Origin of the sequence: Azotobacter vinelandii CA, from assembly GCF_000380335.1 — a bacterium.
Classification (GTDB): Bacteria; Pseudomonadota; Gammaproteobacteria; order Pseudomonadales; family Pseudomonadaceae; genus Azotobacter; species Azotobacter vinelandii.
Window position 1 is genome coordinate 5,107,176 of sequence record NC_021149.1, and the last position, 16,415, is coordinate 5,123,590.

Sequence of the window (16,415 nt, forward strand, 5' to 3'; positions counted from 1 at the left end):
GATCCTTCGCGCCCTGTTGGCCGATACGTGGCGCGCGGTCGCCAAGGCTACTTCGAGCGGACCGGCCGGTTCCTTGTAGCGGCCGATCGCGCGCCCGTTCGGCAGCGGCATCCGGGCGTGGCCGGATCAGGCGCGTCGTCGGGGGCTCAGGCTGCCCGAGGCGTGGGCGCAGTGGGCGCGGATCGCCCGCAGTTCGTCCTGCAGACGCTGCAGCAAACCCTCGAGGGTCGGCCGCTGCCACTGGCTGGAGCTGAAGTCGAAGCGCAGGTACAGGGCGTCGCCGCGCTGCCCGGCGGCGATACACAGGGGAGCGTCCAGCGGTGCGTCGGCCTCGCGCCAGAGACCGGCATCGAGCAGGCGCAGCGGCCCGGTTCCCTCGTCCTCGTCCGGCTCCCGGTAATCGAACAGCACCTGCGGGGCGACGCCGGCCAGTTCGCCGCGCCGGCACAGCAGGCCGTAGGCCAGGCCGCCGTCGTCCACGGCGCGCAGTTGTTCCCTGATCGCCTCGAGGCTGCCCGGCAGGTCGGCCGCCGGCTGCAGGCGCAGCGGGTAGAGGCTGGAGAGCCAGCCGACCGTGCGGTCGGGATCGAGGTCGTCGAACAGCGGCATACGGCCGTAGCCTTGCAGGTGCAGGCAGACGCAGCACTGCTCGCTCCAGGCGCAGAGCACCCGGCTCAGCGCGGTGAGCAGCACCTCGTCGGCGCGCAGCCGGTAGGCCTGCCGGGCGGCCTGCAACAGTTCGCGGCTGAAGTCGGCCGGCAGGATCAGCTCGAGGTGCCGGCGCTGACCCTCGCAGGCCGGCTCCCGGGACAGCAGGGGCAGTTGCGAACAGGCGCGCTCCTGGGCCCGCCAGAACGCGCGTTGCGCGCGGGCCGGGCCGGCGGCCCAGTCGTGCAGGCGTTCGGCCCAGGCCTTGAAGGAGGCGGACTTCGCCGGCAGCGCGACGCACCGCCCCGTCGCCAGTTGCCGGTAGGCGGCCAGCAGGTCCTCCAGTAGCCACCGCCAGGACAACCCGTCCGCCACCAGTTGATGAACGACCAGCAGCAAGCGGTCGGCGCGACCGGCCCGACTCAGGCGGCAGGCGCGCAGCAGCGGACCGCTTCGCGGGTCCAGGCCGCGCTGGACTTCGGCGGCCAGCGCGGCGATCCCGGCCTCGTCGTCCGCCGCGCGCAGCCAGAGCAATTCGTGGCGCCCGTCCGGCTCCCCATACCACTGGCGCCAGACGCCGTCTTCCTCGGCGAAACGCAGGCGCAACGCGTCGTGCTGCGTCACCAGCGCCTGCAGGGCCTGTTCCAGCAGGCCCGGCTCCAACGCCTCGGTCAGTTCGAACAGCAGGTAGCGGTTGCACGGCGCCGCGCCCTGGCGCTCGAGCAGACGCGCCTGGAGCGGCAACAGCGGCACGGCCCCCATGACCGGCTCCGGCCCGGCCGGCGACAGGGGAGAAAGCGGGGAATAGGCGGTCATGTCGGCATCTCGGGAGCGGCGCGACCCGGCCAGCGGGAGGCGGCCGGGGTTTCGGCGCCAGCGGACGGCGGCGCCGCTCTCACTTGCCCATGGCTTCGCGCAGGCTGCTCGGACGCATATCCGACCAGATCCCGGAGATGTGCGCCAGGCAGGTCTGGCGGTCGCCGCAGATGCCGATCTCCTGCCAGCCGGCCGGCACCGGCTTGTACTCCGGCCAGATCGAATACTGCCGCTCGGCATTGACCACCACCTGGAACTGGGTATCGGCTTGATCGAAATTCATGGCTTGACTCCTTGGTCCGGTCGGGCGGCACGCTGCCGCATTACAGTTTTACAGACGAACGAATACGCGAATAATTTTCATTAACTATCGAACTCGGATACCTCCCGTCCCGCACGACCCGACTTTCCACAGCCTTGGGAAGACTTCCCGGAGCGCGTCCTCGAAGGCGATCTCCACCAGCGGACGCGAGCGCGACTGGCTTCCAGCGCTCCTGGTCCCGACTCATCCGCCGTGCCCTCGACAGTGGGCGAATACACGGAGGCGTCCCTTCACCGACCGCTTCTCTGGCTCCGGGACAGGCACAAATCTAAATGATAAATATTATCAATACAATAACGGCACATCGGAAAAGCCATCTCCCGAGGCAGCCGCCGCTCCGCCACGCTATTGCCCCGCCCCGGCGAAACGGGTACAGCTAGGCGCCTTCGCCATGCCTGGCGCGCCCCTTCAGGAGCACCGCACATCCATGCTGTCCACGGAACTCCTTCTCGTCGCCGTACCGGCAGTACTGCTGACCGGCCTCTCCAAGGGCGGTTTCGGCGGGGCCTTCGGTGGCATCGCGGTACCCCTGCTGGCCCTGGCGGTACCGCCCACCCAGGCCGCGGCGATCATGCTGCCGATCCTCTGCACCGCCGATCTGGTCGGCCTGCGTGCCTACTACGGCAAGTGGGACGCGGCGAACCTGAGGATCATGCTGCCCGGCGCGCTGCTCGGGGTGCTGCTCGGCTCGCTGAGCTTCGGCATGCTCGACGAGCGGATCATCGCCCTGCTGATCGGCGGCATCGCCGTGGCCTTCGTGCTACTCAACCTGCTGCGCCCGCCGGCCGGCACGGCCGGGTTGCCGCCAGCGCGCGGCAAGGGCACGGCACTCTCCGCGCTGGCCGGCTTCACCAGCTTCGTCGCCCATGCCGGCGGCCCGCCGGCGATGATGCACCTGCTGCCGCAGCAGTTGGACAAGGTGCGCTACGTCGCCACCATCAACGTCTTCTTCCTGCTGACCAACGCGATCAAGCTGCTGCCGTACGCACTGCTTGGCCAGTTCTCCGGCGACAACCTGCTGACCAGCCTGTTCCTCGCCCCCCTGGTTCCGCTGGGCGTGTGGGCCGGACTCTGGCTGCAGGAGCGAGTCGATCACCTGTGGTTCTACCGCATCGCCCGCGCCGGCCTGCTGCTCGCCGGCATCCAGTTGATCCTGCAGAACCTCTGAGCCGACGGCGAAGAAAGGGCGTGGCCTTGCAGCGTCCCGGACGCTGCAAGGTGCGGCCCTTTTGCCTTAAGCTGCGCATCCAGCCGCTGCGCACAGCGCTGCGAAGACCATCGCCGCCCCGTTCCAGGACCTCCGACATGAGAACACGCCACTTTCTCCCCCTGCTTGCCCTGACCCTCCTGCCCGGCGCCGCCTTCGCCCATCCCGGGCATGGCGGGAACGGCCTGATCGCCGGCCTGCTGCATCCTCTCGGCGGCCTGGACCACCTGCTGGCGATGCTGGCCATCGGCATCTGGGCCGCACAACAGCCGCGCAGCCTGAAACTCGCCGTGCCGGCCACCTTTCTCGTCGCGCTGCTCGGCGGCTTCGTGCTGGCCATGACCGGTACCGGCCTGCCGCAGGTGGAAACCGGCATCGCCCTCTCCGTGCTGCTGAGCGGCCTGCTGATCGCCTGCGCCGCCCGCCTGCCGGCGCCGGTCGCGCTGACCCTGACCGCGGTCTTCGCCCTGTTCCACGGCCATGCCCACGGCCTCGAAGTCAGCGGCAACCCGCTGGGCTTCGCCGCCGGCTTCCTCGCCGCCAGCCTGGGCCTGCTCCTCGGCGGCGGCCTGCTCGACGCGGCCGTGCAGCGGCGCCTGCCCCTGCTGACCCGCGGCGTCGGCGCGGCCATCACCGCCAGCGGCGCACTGATGATGCTCTGACCGCCAAGGCGATCCGCGACCTCCGGACCGGGCTTCTGCCCGGTCTTTTTTCGTGCGGGCACCGGACAGGCACAAATCCGCCAACCGCCTCCTGACACAGATCAACAAAAATCCGATCTCATGCAGGAATCGCGACAAAAGCCCCTGTCGACAACGCGACACTTTGTCGCGCAGATTATTCGATTCAAAGTACAACTAATTGATTTTTAATTAATTTATATATTTGGCACATTTAATGTAAGGTGAAAAGCGAAGCCCACTGAAACGCTCTTCGGAGGACCCGTCATGAACATGCACAGGTTCGGCATCCTGGCCCTGACCTTCAGCCTGCTGGCCTCAGGTAATGCGCAGGCGGATGAGATCAGCGGGGAAAGCGAAGAGCGGACCGCCGACAAGTCCACCGGCGGCATGACCGGCCTGATGGTCGGCGCCATCGGCGGTCCGATCGGCGCCTTGATCGGCGCCGGTGTCGGCGCACTGGTCGGCAGTTCCAGCCACGCGTCAGGCGCCGATGGCGAGCAGGCCTTCCAGGCCCGCGGCGACGGCGCCAGGGTGAAGACGGTGCGTTCCCCCGGCCGCCGCTTCGCGACCGGCGATCAGGTCGAGATCCACGGCAACCGCCCTTCTCCCGGATCCGCCGGCAAATCCGCTGCCCTGGCCGACAACGCCGGTGCGCGCACCCTGCACTGAGGCGGCGAGCGCTTCATACAGTCCGATCCATCAGCGATGCAGCGGATGCTGCCAGGTCCGCCGCGCCGAGCCCCGAGGACACCGGGGCACCAGGCCGGCCCCGCAGGCCTCCCGCCCCCTCCTTAAGCACAAGAGCGCACTCATCTTCTTGACCCATATCAATCGAATGGTTATTTTGCATCGCAACGGAGACGAAGACCTGCCACAAGCACCGCACCGCGTCCCGATCGACCGATTTCACCAAGATCGCTGGAACCCTTCCTCGGAGGAACCGACATGAAAAAGCTCAGCACCCTGGCCCTGACTCTCGCCCTGCTGGCTGCCGGTAGCGTGAACGCCGCCGAAGTTCTCGAGGAAACCAAGGATCAGACCACCGGCAAGTCGATCGGAGGCATGAACGGCATGATGATCGGTGCGATCGGCGGCCCGATCGGCATGCTGGTCGGTGCCGGCATCGGCGCCCTGTTCGGCGGCGAGGCCCAGGAAGCCAGCGGCCTCAGCGACCGCGCCTACAAGGTCCGCACTGCCGATGGCAAGGAAAAGGTGGTGCGCTCGGCCGAGAAGTTCGCCGTCGGCGACAAGGTCGAGACCCGCGGCAACCGCGCCTTCAGCGATGTCGCCATGGCCGATGACCGTCTTTACGACAGCGCGCTCAGCTATCGCGAGTGATTGACTCCGGAAAGCAAAAGCCCGGCTCTTCAGCCGGGCTTTTGCTTTCCGGGTTCAGTTGAATTGGCGTCTTGTGCGCAAGCCCCATGTGCTTTTCGGCTACAAGCAGGCGCAGGCCCGCTCTCCATCGTTATGACGAAGCGCTTTCCGCTGCCCGACCGGCAGGTTTCGCCTTGCACGGCGAGTTCCTTTCTTCTTGCTTGCCTGTACGGGACCGGGGAGTTGGCAGACAGTCGAGAGAAAAGCTGGAGGGCTCCGCTTCGGCTTTGACGCCCAGGCCATCAGGCAGCGCCGAACGCCCCTTTCAGGAGGCCGAGCGGAGTTGTCGCGCAAGGGGTCGAGCGGCATGGATGCCGCGACGACTGCATGGATGCAGGAGGTAGAGCGACGCAGGATGCCAAAGCCGAGAGCTGCGAGGGCTATGGATGGCCCTTCGCAGGGGGCCGCCTAGACCGGGCCCCTGGAGCGACGACGCAGGGAGGGAACCCCGCCGCAGGCGGGGCCGGATGACAGGGGCAAGCGTTTTTGCTTACTTTTGCCCCGGCCGGGCAGGCGCGACTGACAAAAGTAAGTCGCCGTGCAGGGTGAAACCTGTGGGTCGTGCCGAGGAAAGTGCACCGGTTTCACATCAAAAGGTCGTGCAAACGTCCACCTTGTCAGCAAATCCTCGGCAACTGCTCCCCGCTCAACCAGTCCACCATCCGACTCCCACCGAACGGTGTCTCCATCTGCACGAAACGGTGCTCGTCGGCCACCACCGTGCCGATGATCGCCGCCTCGCGCCCCTGCGGATGCGCACGCATCGCTTCGAGCAGGCGCTCGGCCCGCTCGGCCGGGCAGATGGCGATCAGCTTGCCTTCGTTGGCCACGTACAGCGGGTCGAGGCCGAGGAATTCGCAGGCGGCACGCACCGGTTCGCGCACCGGGATGGCCCGCTCGACGAGTTGCATGCCGACCCCCGACTGGCGGGCCAGTTCGTTGAGGGTGTTGCCCAGGCCGCCGCGGGTCGGGTCGCGCAGGCAGCGGATCTCCGGCACCGCCGCGAGCATGGCGGCGACCAGGCCGTGCAGGGCCTGGGAGTCGGAGCCGATGTCGGCCTCGAAGCCGAGGCCCTCGCGCAACGAGAGGATGGTCACGCCGTGGTCGCCGATGCTGCCGGAAAGCAGGATGCGGTCGCCCGGCCGCGCCTGGTCGCCGGAGAGGTGCAAGCCCGGCGGCACCACGCCGACCCCGGTGGTGGTGATGAACACCCCGTCGCCCTTGCCGTGTTCGACCACCTTGGTGTCGCCGGTGACCACCGGCACGCCGGCCTCGCGGGCGGCGGCGGCCATCGACTCGACGATGCGCGCCAGGTCGGCGAGCGGAAAACCCTCCTCGAGGATGAAGCCGGCGGCCAGGTAGCAGGGTCGGGCGCCGGCCATGGCCACGTCGTTGATGGTGCCGTGCACGGCGAGGCTGCCGATGTCGCCGCCGGGGAAGAACAGCGGCGAGATCACGTGGCTGTCGGTGGCCATCACTACCCGGCCGGGCGGCAGCTCGAACTGCGCCTGATCGTTGCGCTGGTCCAGCCACTCGTTGCGCAGAGCGCGGGCGAACAGTTCCTCGATCAGTTGGCCCATGGCGCGGCCGCCGCTGCCGTGGACCATCTCCACGCTGCCGTTCCTGAGATCGAGCCGGCTCATCGGGCCACCGCCACGACGGCCTGGCGCTGGCGGCCGTAGGCGTACCAGGCGGCGCAGGCGCCCTCGGAGGAAACCATGCACGAGCCGAGCGGATTGTCCGGGCTGCAGGGGTTGCCGAACAGCTTGCAGTCGCGCGGGCTCTTCGCCCCGCGGAGGATCGCCGGGCATTCGCAGGCCTTGTTCTCCAGGCCGCTGCGCGCTTCGAGAGCGAAGCGCCGCTCGGCGTCGAATTCGGCGAAGGCCTCGCGGATCCGCAGGGCGCTGTTCGGCAGCGCGCCCAGGCCGCGCCACTCGAAACTCTCGCGCAGCTCGAAGATCCGCCCGGTCAGCGCCTTCGCCTTGAGATTGCCGCCTGCGGTGACCGCGCGGGTGAACTGGTTTTCCACCTCGGCACGCCCCTCGTTGAGCTGGCGCACCAGCATCAGCAGCGCCTGCAACAGGTCCAGCGGTTCGAAGCCGGCGATCACCAGCGGCGTGCCGTACTGACGCGGGAAGGGCGCGTAGGCGTCGCTGCCGATCACCGTGCTGACGTGGGCCGGGCCGATGAAGCCGTCCAGTTGCAGCGTGCCGGCGCGCGCCTCCGGGGTGGCGAGGATGGCGTGCATCGCCGCCGGGGTCAGCACGTGGTTGCAGAACACCGAGAAGTTCTTCAAGCCGAGCCTCTGCGCCTGTTCGATCACCAGCGCGGTGGGCGGCGTGGTGGTCTCGAAGCCGATGGCGAAGAACACCACGTCCCTGTCCGGGTTGTCCTGGGCCAGCTTCAGCGCCTCGATCGGCGAGTAGAGCATGCGCACTGCGGCGCCTTCGGCGCGCGCCTTGAGCAGACTGACGCGCCCGGAGGCGGGCACGCGCAACATGTCGCCGTAGGTGCAGAGGATCACGCCGGGGCGGCGCGCCAGTTCGATGGCCATGTCCAGGCGGCCGATCGGCATCACGCAGACCGGGCAGCCGGGGCCGTGGATCAGCCGCACGTTGGCCGGCAGCAGGTCGGGGATGCCGTAGCGGAAGATCGCGTGGGTGTGCCCGCCGCAGAACTCCATCAGCCGGTACTGGCGCTTCGGATCGGCCTCGGCGGCGATGCGCGCGGCGAGCTGGCGCGCGGTGGCGCCGTCGCGGAATTCGTCGACGTACTTCATGGCGCCTCTCCCTGCGCGGCCTGCTCGGCCTCGGCCAATCGGCCCAACTCGGCGAGCAGCGCCAGGGTGCGCTGCGCCTCGGCCTCGTCGAGCTTCTGCAGGGCGAAGCCGACGTGCAGGATCACGTAGTCGCCCACTTTCAGATCGTCGAGCAGGGCGACGTTGATGGTCTTGCGCAGGCCGCCGATGCAGGCGACCGCACTCTGCTCGTCGAGCAGTTCCTCGATGCGGACCGGAATGGCCAGGCACATCACGCTTGTCCTCGTGTCGATGGGATGTCCGCCGCCAGCAGCACCGCCCAGGCCTGACCGAGGGCCAGACCGCCGTCGTTGAGCGGCGCGCGCCGCGCCAGCAGCGGCGTCAGGCCGGCGGCGCGCAGGCGCGCGCAGAGTCCGTCGCGCAGCACGGTGTTCAGGAAGCAGCCGCCGCCCAGGGCAACCCGGTGCAGACCGGTGGCCTCGGCCGCACGCGCCGCCCAGATGGCCAGGGCCTCGATCAGCACGCCGTGGAACAGCTCGGCGCCGGCCCGCGTGTCGCGCATGTCGGCCAGTCGCGCCAGCAGCGGCAAAAGATCCAGGCGGTTGTCGTCGTCGATCCGCCAGAGTGCGGGAACCGCCTCCGGCAGGCCAACCACCCGCGACTCCAGGCGCAGCGCCGCCTCGGCCTCGTAACGCTGCCGCCCGCCCAGGCCCAGCAGGCCCGCCGCGGCATCGAACAGCCGGCCGGCGCTGCTGCTCGGCGGGCAATTGAAGCCGCGTTCGAGCATCCGCGCAATGGCTGCGTTGCCGGGCTCGGCGGCGAAGCGCGTGGCGATCTCGCCGCCGCGGCCCAGCGCATGCAGGGCGCCGGCGGCCATGCGCCAGGGCTCGCGCGATGCCTGGTCGCCGCCGGGCAGCGGCAGCGGATTCAGCTCGCCGAGCCAGGCGCAGCCGTCCGCCGCCACCCGCAGCAGCTCGCCGCCACGCAGCCGGCCGTCGGCGCCGAGGCCGAAGCCGTCCAGCGCCAGGCCGAGCACCGGCTCGGCGAGGCCGTGCTCGGCCATCGTCGCGGCGATGTGGGCATGGTGGTGCTGGATGGGGTGCAGCGGCAGGCCGTGGCGCTCGGCGTAGTCGCGGGCGAAGCGGCTGGCGAAAAAATCCGGGTGCAGGTCGCAGGCGACGCGCTCGGGACGGATGCCGAGCAACTCGCCGAGCCGTGCCACCGTGCGCTCCAGGGCGCGGCAGGTATCGGCATCGTCCAGATCGCCGTTGTGCGGGGACAGCCAGGCACGGTCGCCCCGGGTCAGACAGACGGCGTTCTTCAACTGGCCGCCCAGGGCCAGTATCGACGGGCCGCCGCGGGCCAGAGGGATTTCCAGGGGCGCCAGGCCACGGCCGCTGCGGATCACCAGCGGCGCGCGGCCCAGGGCACTGACCACCGAATCGTCGCAGCGGTTGAGAATCTCGCGGTCGTGCAACAGCCAGAGGTCGGCGATGCCGGCGAGCCGCTCGCGCGCCTCGGCGTTGCCGGTGATCGGCGGCGCGCCGCTCAGGTTGGCGCTGGTCATCACCAGCAGCAGATCCTGGGGCGCGGCGGCCCAGCCCGTGCCGGCCGGCCGCCCGGCGGCCTCGTGGAACAGCAGCCAGTGCAGCGGACTGTGCGGCAGCATCGCGCCGAGCCAGGCGAGATCCGGCGCCACCCCGGCGGCGAGCAAGTCATCGGCGGCGGGACGCTTGCGCAGCAGCACCACCGGCGCGGCCGGACCGCTCAGCTCGGCGAGACCGTTTTCGTTCAACTCGACCAGCGCCTGCAGCGAGGCCGGGTTGGCGGCCATCAGCGCGAAAGGCTTGGCCGGGCGGCGCTTGCGTCGGCGTAGTTCGGCCACCGCCCCGGCGTTGCGCGCATCGCAGGCCAGATGGAAGCCGCCGACCCCGCGCAGGGCGAGAATTTCGCCGCGCGCGAGGGCCGCCAGGGCCCGTTCGATGGGGTCGCCGGACAGGCGCCGGCCGCTGGCGTCCTCGCAACAGAGCCGCGGGCCGCAGGCCGGGCAGGCGATCGGCTGGGCGTGGAAGCGGCGATCGGCCGGGTCTTCGTATTCGCGCCGGCACTCGGGGCAGAGTTCGAAGCCGGCCAGGCTGGTCTGGACGCGGTCGTAGGGCAGGCGGCGGATCAGGCTGTAGCGCGGGCCGCAGTGGGTGCAGTTGATGAAGGGATGGCGCCAGCGGCGGTCGTGCGGATCGAAGAGTTCTTCGAGACAGGCCGGGCAGACCGCGGCATCCGGCGGCGGCGCCAGCGCCCCGCGCCTCTCGTCGCGGCTGGCCGCGATGGCGAAGCCGGCAAAGCGCGTCCCGGCGGGCAGGGGTTCGCGCTGGATGGCGTCGAGGCGCGCCAGCGGCGGCAGTTCATCGGGCAGGCGACGCTCGAATTCGGCGAGCGCTTGCGGCGGGCCCAGCAGGTCGATGCGCACACCCGCGCCGGTGTTGCGCACCTCGCCGGCCAGGCCGAGGGAGGTGGCCAGACGGTGCACGCAGGGACGCATGCCGACCCCCTGCACCCGACCGCGCAGCAGCAGGCGCACGCCTGCTTCCGCCGGCTGATTCAGAGCAGCGCCTCCAGGGCCCGAGCCTGTTCCCTGAGCGCGTCGATCCGCGCGCGCAGGCGGGTGCCGCGCTGACGCTCGATCCAGGCCAGCCACTCGCCCATGCCCTCGCCGCTGCGCGCCGAGACACGGATCACCTCGATGTCCGGGTTGACCCGCCGGGCGTAGGCGATGCAGGCCTCGACGTCGAAATCCAGGTGCGGCAGCAGGTCGGTCTTGTTCAGCAGCATGAGGTCGGCGGCGTGGAACATGTCCGGGTACTTGAGCGGCTTGTCCTCGCCCTCGGTGACCGAGAGGATCGCCACCTTGTGCGCCTCGCCCAGATCGAAGGCCGCCGGGCAGACCAGATTGCCGACGTTCTCGATGAACAGCAGGCCGCCTTCGAGATCGTCCAGCCGCGCCAGGGCGTGGCCGACCATGTGCGCGTCCAGGTGGCAGCCCTTGCCGGTGTTGATCTGCACCGCCGGCACGCCGGTGGCACGGATGCGCGCGGCGTCGTGGTCGGTCTGCTGGTCGCCCTCGATCACCGCCAGCGGCCGGCGCCGGCCGAGCAGCTCGATGGTCCGGGTCAGCAGGCTGGTCTTGCCCGAGCCGGGGCTGGACACCAGGTTGAGGACGAACAGCGACAGGGCCTCGAAGCGCGCGCGGTTCTCGGCGGCGTAGCGGTCGTTCTTGCCGAGGATGTCCTGCTCGATCCGCAGCATGCGGCTCTGGCTGAGGCCTGGCGCATGGGCGCGGGCCGGGCCCTGGCCGAAGTGCAGGTTCGGGCCTCCGGCCGCCGGCGGCGCGGCCTCGGCCGGCGCCGGGCGGCGCACGAAAGGATGCTCGTGGTGATGATGGTCGTGGCCGTGGTGATGGTGCTCGCCCTCGATCCGGGTCTCGCCCTCGGCGCAGCCGCAAACGGTACACATGCTTACTCTACCTCCAGTTCCTTGACCCGCAGCTCGTCGCCCTGGGTGACTTGCAAGCGATGACTGCCGCACTGCGGGCAGGCATCGTAGCGCCGGCGGATCGCCACGCTGGCGTTGCAGCCGAGGCACCAGGCGCGCCCCGGCAGTTCGACGATCTCCAGGCGCGCGCCTTCGGCGAGGCTGCCGCGGGTCACCGCCTCGAAGCAGAAGCGCAACGACTCGACCTCGATCGCGGCCAGCGGGCCGATCTCCAGCCACAGCGCCCTGACCCGAGTGAAGTCCTGCGCCACGGCCTGCTCTTCGAGAAGCTGGACGATGCCCTCGGCGATCGACATTTCATGCATGGACGATCTTCACCTCGAAAGCGACGCAGGGATCGAGCGCGAGGATCAGTTCGCGCAGCAGCGCCTCGACCTCCCCGGCGGCCACCCGCACGCCGCACAGCCGGCGGCGCAGCGGGCCGTCGGCATGGAAATTCCAGTCGGTCGGCGCCAGCAGTTGCCAGGTGCCGACCGCCCCGTCGTCCAGGCACACCCGGTGCAGCAGCCAGCCGCGGGCGGTCCGCGCCAGGCCGACACCCTCTCCCGCCGCCAGCCCGGCCACGGCCGGCGGCGCTGGCGGCGACTGCAGCGAGTCTATCGCCTGCGCCGTGCGCCGCAGCAGCGCGCCGACGTGCTGCTCGATCTGCGCGCTCGCCGTCGCCTGCGCCCCGGCGCTGGCGGCCGGCCCGCCGAGCCGCGGCTGCCCGGCGATCTCGGCGCGCGCGTCGCTGGCGCGCAATTGCGCCAGCAGCGCCGGCAATTCGTCCGCTGTGAAGGCCTGCGGTGGCGGTCCACCGAGCGCGACTTCCTGCCAGCGGTCGAGACGCGGACGCAGCCAGTCGGCCGGTGCCGGCGGTTGCAGGTCGGCCCAGGCGGCGGCCAGCGCGGCCAGCGTCCCCTCCAGCTCCGCATCGGCCGGCAACGGCGCGGCGCGAAAGGCGGTCAGCGCTTGCAGGCGGGCGGCGGCGCGCCGGCACAGGGCGAGCAGCGCCTTGAGCCGCTCCAGGGGCACAGGCAGCTCCCAGACCTGCACCAGGCGCAGCAGGGACTCACGGATCGACTCCAGTTCGCCGAGCCGGGTGCGGCCCTCCTCCACCTCGGCAATCGCCGCCCAGCCGGCGGCCCGCTCCAGCGCCCGTAGTGCCGCCACCTGCTGCGCCGCGGCGCACAGGCCGAACAGCAGCGGCAGGCGCCTCAGGGCCGCCTCCGCGGTCTGCCCGACGAGCAGGCGGGAAATCTGCGGCAGCGGGCGCTGCAGTCGGGTATCGACGGCGCGGATGACACCGTCCTGCAGGCGCACCTCCACGTGCAGGCGTCCGGCCAGTGCCTCCAGGGCGCTCACGACGCACCGCCCAGGGCGCGCCGGAACAGCGCGCGGCGGCTCAACAAACCGCTCCGCGACGGTTCGGGCCCGGCCTCCGGCACGGCGAGGATCAGCCGCAGCACCTCCCCGGCCATCGCCCGCGCCTCGGCCTGGCCGGGAAAATCCTGCATCGGCGAGCACAGCGAGGCGCTGGCATGGCGGCCGAGGCGCTCGTCCTCGTGCAGGGTGCATTCGTAGTCGCCGGAGGGCAGCGACAACACCGCGCGCTCGCCGCTGGCCGGCAGTTCGGCATCGGCCGGCGGCTGCCAGAACAGGTTCATGCACCAGGGGGTGATCAGCACGCCGAGCGCACCGACGCCCTCGACCGCGCGCCAGCCGAGCAGCTCCACGGTGAGCGCCGGGTTGTACACCGGCAGCCCGGCCATGCGCGCGCCGGCCACCCGGTAGTGGGCTTCGATGGCTTCGCGGCCGTGCATGGGCCTTCAGCCGTCCACGACCATGAACTGCTCGCGGTCGCCGTCGCAGCGCGGGCAGCGCCAGTGCGCCGGCAGCGCGGCGAAGGGCGTGCCCGGCGGGATCTGCCAGACCGGATCGCCCTCGGCGGGGTCGTAGCGCTGCCAGCAGATCTTGCATTCGAGCACGGCGTCGTCCGCCAGGCGCGTGGCGTCGCCCAGGTAGCTGCCCTCGAAGCGCGCGCTCACTCCAGAGCCTCGCGGATCTCGCGCAGCCTCTCGGCGGAGTCGTCGATGTCCTCCTGGGCGGCGCAGGCCACCTGCGGGATGCCCGTCACCTCCAGGGTGTCGAGGATCAGCCGGTCGCTGCTGTTGAAGTACTGCACGCACCAGATGCCGGGGGTGGCAGTGCTGGCGATGCGGCAGTTGCCGTAGCCGCGCGAGAGCAGGGTCACCGACCCCTCGCCGAGCCTTTCGGCGAGAAAGCGCCGGTCCTCCGGGGAGAACGGCAGCAACGACAGGTTGACCGCGTGGGGCGTGGCGAGCGCGCGCTCGGCATGCCGCTTCGCCGCGTCGAGCAACTCCACCAGCACCGGGCCGGCGTTGAGCAGGCCGTCCGGCAACTCACCGAGCTGCGGCCAGCGGGTTTCGGCGAAGGCCCGGCGGCGCACCAGAGCGGGAACGTCGGCCACCTCCAGCCACTGGCCGACGACCTCGCCCCGGCCGATCTGCAGTTGCACCCACCAGACCCCGGCCAGCACGGTTTCCTGGATGCGCGCGGGGCGCTGGCCGCCGACCTGGATCGCCACCTCGCCTTCGCCGAGGATCTGCTGGAGCAGCTTCAGGTCGGCCTTGGGCTGGCGGTCGAGGCCGATCACCCGGCTCTGCTCGCCGATCCGGTAGGCGCCCAGCGCCTCCTGCAGCCGCTCCAGCAGCGCCAGGGCGATGGGGTGTCCGCTCAGTTGTCCGGGCTCCGGCAGCGCGGGACGTTCGAAGGTGCGCATGGCGCGCGGCATCGACGGGCAGTCGGGCCGCTCCTCTTCGCCATGCGAGCCGGGGCCGAAGCCGGGCGGGAGAATGGGCAGGTCGTCGTTCATGATTCACTGGTCTCCATCGGGCTGCAGGAAGGTGTGCCGCTCTCCGGCGACAGCACGGGAATGCGTGGCAGGTCTTCGTTCTCGCCGGCGAGGATCGCCGGGATGCGCTCCAGGTATTCGCCCCAGTCCAGTACCCGCGACAGGCAGCCCAGGTAGCGCTCCCCCGCGAGGAACACCAGGCTCGGCCAGACGGAGAAACCGTAGCGCCCCTGCAGACGGGCCTCGTCCGCGCCGGCGATCAACGCGGGAGCGAGCTGCGGGAAGGCCTTGACCAGTTCCGGCAGGATCACCGCGACGTCGAGCGCCTCGGGAAAGCGCTGCGGATCGCCGGCGAAGAACAGCACGGAGAACGGCTGCGTCCGCACCTGGCGGTCGAGGCCGTCGGCATCCAGCAGGGGGTAGCCGAGCGTCGTGGTCAGACGCTGGATCAGGGGATGGATCATGTCGGTTCCTTGGGCGGCAGTTGCGCCTGCAGGTGGGGCGGGAGTTGCGGCTCGCGGTCGAGGTCGGCGAACAGGCCGGCGAGCGCGGCCGGATCGCCCGCCTGTACGGCCTGCAGCGCGCGCAGGGCCTCGCGGATCCGCGCGGCGCGCCCGGCGTCGAGGATTTCGCGGGCGGCGTCGAGGAACACCAGCAGCCAGTCGCCGGGCGCCGGCGGCTCGACCAGCCGCGTGTCGATCCACCGCACGCCGTTCTCGTCGCCGCACAGGGCGCGGCCCGGCGCGCATTCCAGCACCCGCAGGGGAATACCGATGCACATGGCTCAGTCGTCCTCCAGAGGCTGCTGCGGGATGAAGCGGATATCGCCGTGGCGGTAGGCCAGTTCCTCGGCCGGGCGGCCGGCCTCGTAGCGGCCCAGGGCCAGTGGCGCCGGAGCCAGGCGCTCGGCGTCGCCGTCGCGCGCTGCGGCGACCACCCCGCGCTCGGCGAGGAATTCCAGGGCGACCCGCAGCGCCGGCTCCAGCTGGGCGCGCACCGGCTCGCGCAGGCTGCCGCCGAAGTCTTCCAGTTCCTCGGGCTGCACGCCGATCAGCAGCAGCTCGCGCGGGTAGGCGCCGCTGAACGCGGCCAGCGCCAGCACGTCCTGGAAGCCGGTCTGGTGCAGGCTCATGCGCTTGGCGCCCATGAAGCGGGGCACCTCGTCGTCGCGCACGATCTTCAGGGTGCCGGGCGCCAGGCCGTAGTCGACGGCGTCGAAGACGATCAGGCAGTCGGCCTGCTGGACGTGCTGCACCAGGTAGATGCCCTGGGTGCCGCCGTCCATCAGTCGCACCCCGTCGGGGAAGCGATAGCGCTCGTTGAGCAGCTCCACGCAACGCACGCCGAAGCCTTCGTCCGCCCAGAGCAGGTTGCCGATACCGAGAATGAGGATGTTGGGGGCTGTCATCGTTGCCTCACCGTCGCCCGGAGCCGGCGGACCGGCCCGGACGGAAGGGACGACACGGGGCTCAATCCGGCCGGTCGTCCTTGAACATCCGCCAGCCGCCGACCATGGTGGAGATCAGCGACTGCCGGGAAACGATGTCTTCGCGCACGGCCAGGTAGACATGCACCATGACGAAGACGACGAGGTACCACATGCCCAGGTGGTGCCAGGTGTGCACGTCCTGGCTCTGGCCGAACAGCGGGATCACCCAGCCGAACAGCCGGTCGGCCCAGCTGTCCCGCCCCAGCCCCTCGGCGTAGAGGGCGAAGCCGGTGACGCTCATGAACACCGCGCCGACCACGAAGAAGCAGAACATCGCCAACTGGCCCAGGGGGTTGTGGCCGATGTACTTCTTCGGGGTCTTTTCCAGGAACAGGTACCAGCGCACCTCGTGCCACAGCTCCTTCCACCAGGCCTTGCGGTGCACCGGCACGAGGAACAGCTCGCGGGCGTGGTGGTTGCCGACGAAGGCCCAGTAGACCCGGCCGAGGAAGCCGATCGCCAGCACGTAGCCGGCGGCGAAGTGGGCGAAGCGGATGTAGCCCATCAGGTAGTTGTCCATCGCCTCGCCGGGCATCGTCGGCAGCGGCGCGCCGATGAAGTAGCCGGTCACGCCGAGCACGACGATGGACAGCGCCGTGACCCAGTGCCAGAGGCGCAGCGGCGCCTCGTAGACGTACACCGCGGTCTGCTTGCGGACCTTCTCCTGGCCGTCGCCGGTTTCCAGGGATTTTTCCAGTGCCATCGCGCAATC

The 16,415-nt window shown here is 70.5% G+C and carries 20 protein-coding genes; 4 read left to right on the forward strand and 16 right to left on the reverse strand.

The window, feature by feature from the left end; genetic code table 11:
- Positions 1–126 precede the first annotated feature (126 nt).
- Positions 127–1,464, reverse strand: coding sequence for a condensation domain-containing protein (locus AVCA_RS23005; RefSeq protein WP_012703478.1), 1,338 nt, complete (start codon positions 1,462–1,464; stop codon positions 127–129).
- A gap of 79 nt (positions 1,465–1,543) precedes the next feature.
- Complete coding sequence (locus AVCA_RS23010; RefSeq protein ID WP_012703479.1) at positions 1,544–1,747, reverse strand: MbtH family protein; 204 nt, start codon at positions 1,745–1,747, stop codon at positions 1,544–1,546.
- 466 nt (positions 1,748–2,213) lie between these two features.
- Between AVCA_RS23010 and AVCA_RS23015 the strand changes: the two genes are divergently transcribed.
- From AVCA_RS23015 to AVCA_RS23030, 4 genes are all read left to right on the forward strand, one after another.
- Positions 2,214–2,954, forward strand: a complete 741-nt coding sequence (locus AVCA_RS23015; RefSeq protein WP_012703480.1) for a sulfite exporter TauE/SafE family protein — start codon at positions 2,214–2,216, stop codon at positions 2,952–2,954.
- A gap of 137 nt (positions 2,955–3,091) precedes the next feature.
- Entirely contained in the window at positions 3,092–3,655 is a 564-nt protein-coding gene (locus AVCA_RS23020; protein WP_012703481.1) for a HupE/UreJ family protein, read from the forward strand.
- Positions 3,656–3,940: 285 nt separating this feature from the next.
- The gene (locus AVCA_RS23025) at positions 3,941–4,345 is read left to right on the forward strand and encodes a hypothetical protein (RefSeq protein ID WP_012703482.1); all 405 of its coding nucleotides are present in this window, start codon (positions 3,941–3,943) and stop codon (positions 4,343–4,345) included.
- A 276-nt stretch (positions 4,346–4,621) separates the two neighbouring features.
- A complete protein-coding gene (locus tag AVCA_RS23030; protein ID WP_012703483.1) occupies positions 4,622–5,014 on the forward strand; it encodes a hypothetical protein in 393 nt (130 codons plus the stop codon).
- Between the two features lie 656 nt (positions 5,015–5,670).
- Here AVCA_RS23030 and hypE read toward each other — a convergent pair.
- The 14 genes from hypE to cybH form a co-directional block, all read right to left on the reverse strand.
- A complete protein-coding gene (gene hypE / locus AVCA_RS23035; RefSeq protein WP_012703485.1) occupies positions 5,671–6,696 on the reverse strand; it encodes a hydrogenase expression/formation protein HypE in 1,026 nt (341 codons plus the stop codon).
- On the reverse strand, positions 6,693–7,832 hold the full coding sequence (gene hypD / locus AVCA_RS23040; RefSeq protein WP_012703486.1) for a hydrogenase formation protein HypD: 1,140 nt from the start codon (positions 7,830–7,832) through the stop codon (positions 6,693–6,695). The genes hypE and hypD overlap by 4 nt, the downstream gene beginning before the upstream one ends.
- Complete coding sequence (locus AVCA_RS23045; RefSeq protein WP_012703487.1) at positions 7,829–8,083, reverse strand: HypC/HybG/HupF family hydrogenase formation chaperone; 255 nt, start codon at positions 8,081–8,083, stop codon at positions 7,829–7,831. Before AVCA_RS23045 ends, hypD begins: the two co-directional genes overlap by 4 nt.
- Complete coding sequence (gene hypF / locus AVCA_RS23050) at positions 8,083–10,389, reverse strand: carbamoyltransferase HypF (RefSeq protein ID WP_012703488.1); 2,307 nt, start codon at positions 10,387–10,389, stop codon at positions 8,083–8,085. Before hypF ends, AVCA_RS23045 begins: the two co-directional genes overlap by 1 nt.
- 20 nt (positions 10,390–10,409) lie before the next feature.
- Positions 10,410–11,321, reverse strand: coding sequence for a hydrogenase nickel incorporation protein HypB (gene hypB / locus AVCA_RS23055; protein ID WP_012703489.1), 912 nt, complete (start codon positions 11,319–11,321; stop codon positions 10,410–10,412).
- Positions 11,322–11,323: 2 nt separating this feature from the next.
- On the reverse strand, positions 11,324–11,665 hold the full coding sequence (gene hypA, locus AVCA_RS23060; protein WP_175555970.1) for a hydrogenase maturation nickel metallochaperone HypA: 342 nt from the start codon (positions 11,663–11,665) through the stop codon (positions 11,324–11,326).
- Positions 11,658–12,704, reverse strand: a complete 1,047-nt coding sequence (locus AVCA_RS23065) for a nickel-dependent hydrogenase large subunit (protein WP_012703491.1) — start codon at positions 12,702–12,704, stop codon at positions 11,658–11,660. Before AVCA_RS23065 ends, hypA begins: the two co-directional genes overlap by 8 nt.
- Entirely contained in the window at positions 12,701–13,162 is a 462-nt protein-coding gene (hybE, locus tag AVCA_RS23070; protein WP_012703492.1) for a [NiFe]-hydrogenase assembly chaperone HybE, read from the reverse strand. The genes AVCA_RS23065 and hybE overlap by 4 nt, the downstream gene beginning before the upstream one ends.
- Positions 13,163–13,168: 6 nt before the next feature.
- Positions 13,169–13,387, reverse strand: a complete 219-nt coding sequence (locus tag AVCA_RS23075; RefSeq protein ID WP_012703493.1) for a rubredoxin — start codon at positions 13,385–13,387, stop codon at positions 13,169–13,171.
- Positions 13,384–14,235, reverse strand: a complete 852-nt coding sequence (locus AVCA_RS23080; RefSeq protein ID WP_012703494.1) for a hydrogenase expression/formation protein — start codon at positions 14,233–14,235, stop codon at positions 13,384–13,386. The genes AVCA_RS23075 and AVCA_RS23080 overlap by 4 nt, the downstream gene beginning before the upstream one ends.
- Positions 14,232–14,678, reverse strand: a complete 447-nt coding sequence (locus tag AVCA_RS23085) for a hydrogenase expression/formation protein HoxO (RefSeq protein ID WP_012703495.1) — start codon at positions 14,676–14,678, stop codon at positions 14,232–14,234. Before AVCA_RS23085 ends, AVCA_RS23080 begins: the two co-directional genes overlap by 4 nt.
- Positions 14,675–14,995, reverse strand: a complete 321-nt coding sequence (hypC, locus tag AVCA_RS23090; protein WP_012703496.1) for a HypC/HybG/HupF family hydrogenase formation chaperone — start codon at positions 14,993–14,995, stop codon at positions 14,675–14,677. The genes AVCA_RS23085 and hypC overlap by 4 nt, the downstream gene beginning before the upstream one ends.
- 3 nt (positions 14,996–14,998) lie before the next feature.
- A complete protein-coding gene (locus AVCA_RS23095; RefSeq protein WP_012703497.1) occupies positions 14,999–15,622 on the reverse strand; it encodes a HyaD/HybD family hydrogenase maturation endopeptidase in 624 nt (207 codons plus the stop codon).
- Between the two features lie 61 nt (positions 15,623–15,683).
- Positions 15,684–16,406, reverse strand: coding sequence for a Ni/Fe-hydrogenase, b-type cytochrome subunit (gene cybH, locus AVCA_RS23100; protein WP_012703498.1), 723 nt, complete (start codon positions 16,404–16,406; stop codon positions 15,684–15,686).
- Positions 16,407–16,415: the final 9 nt, after the last annotated feature.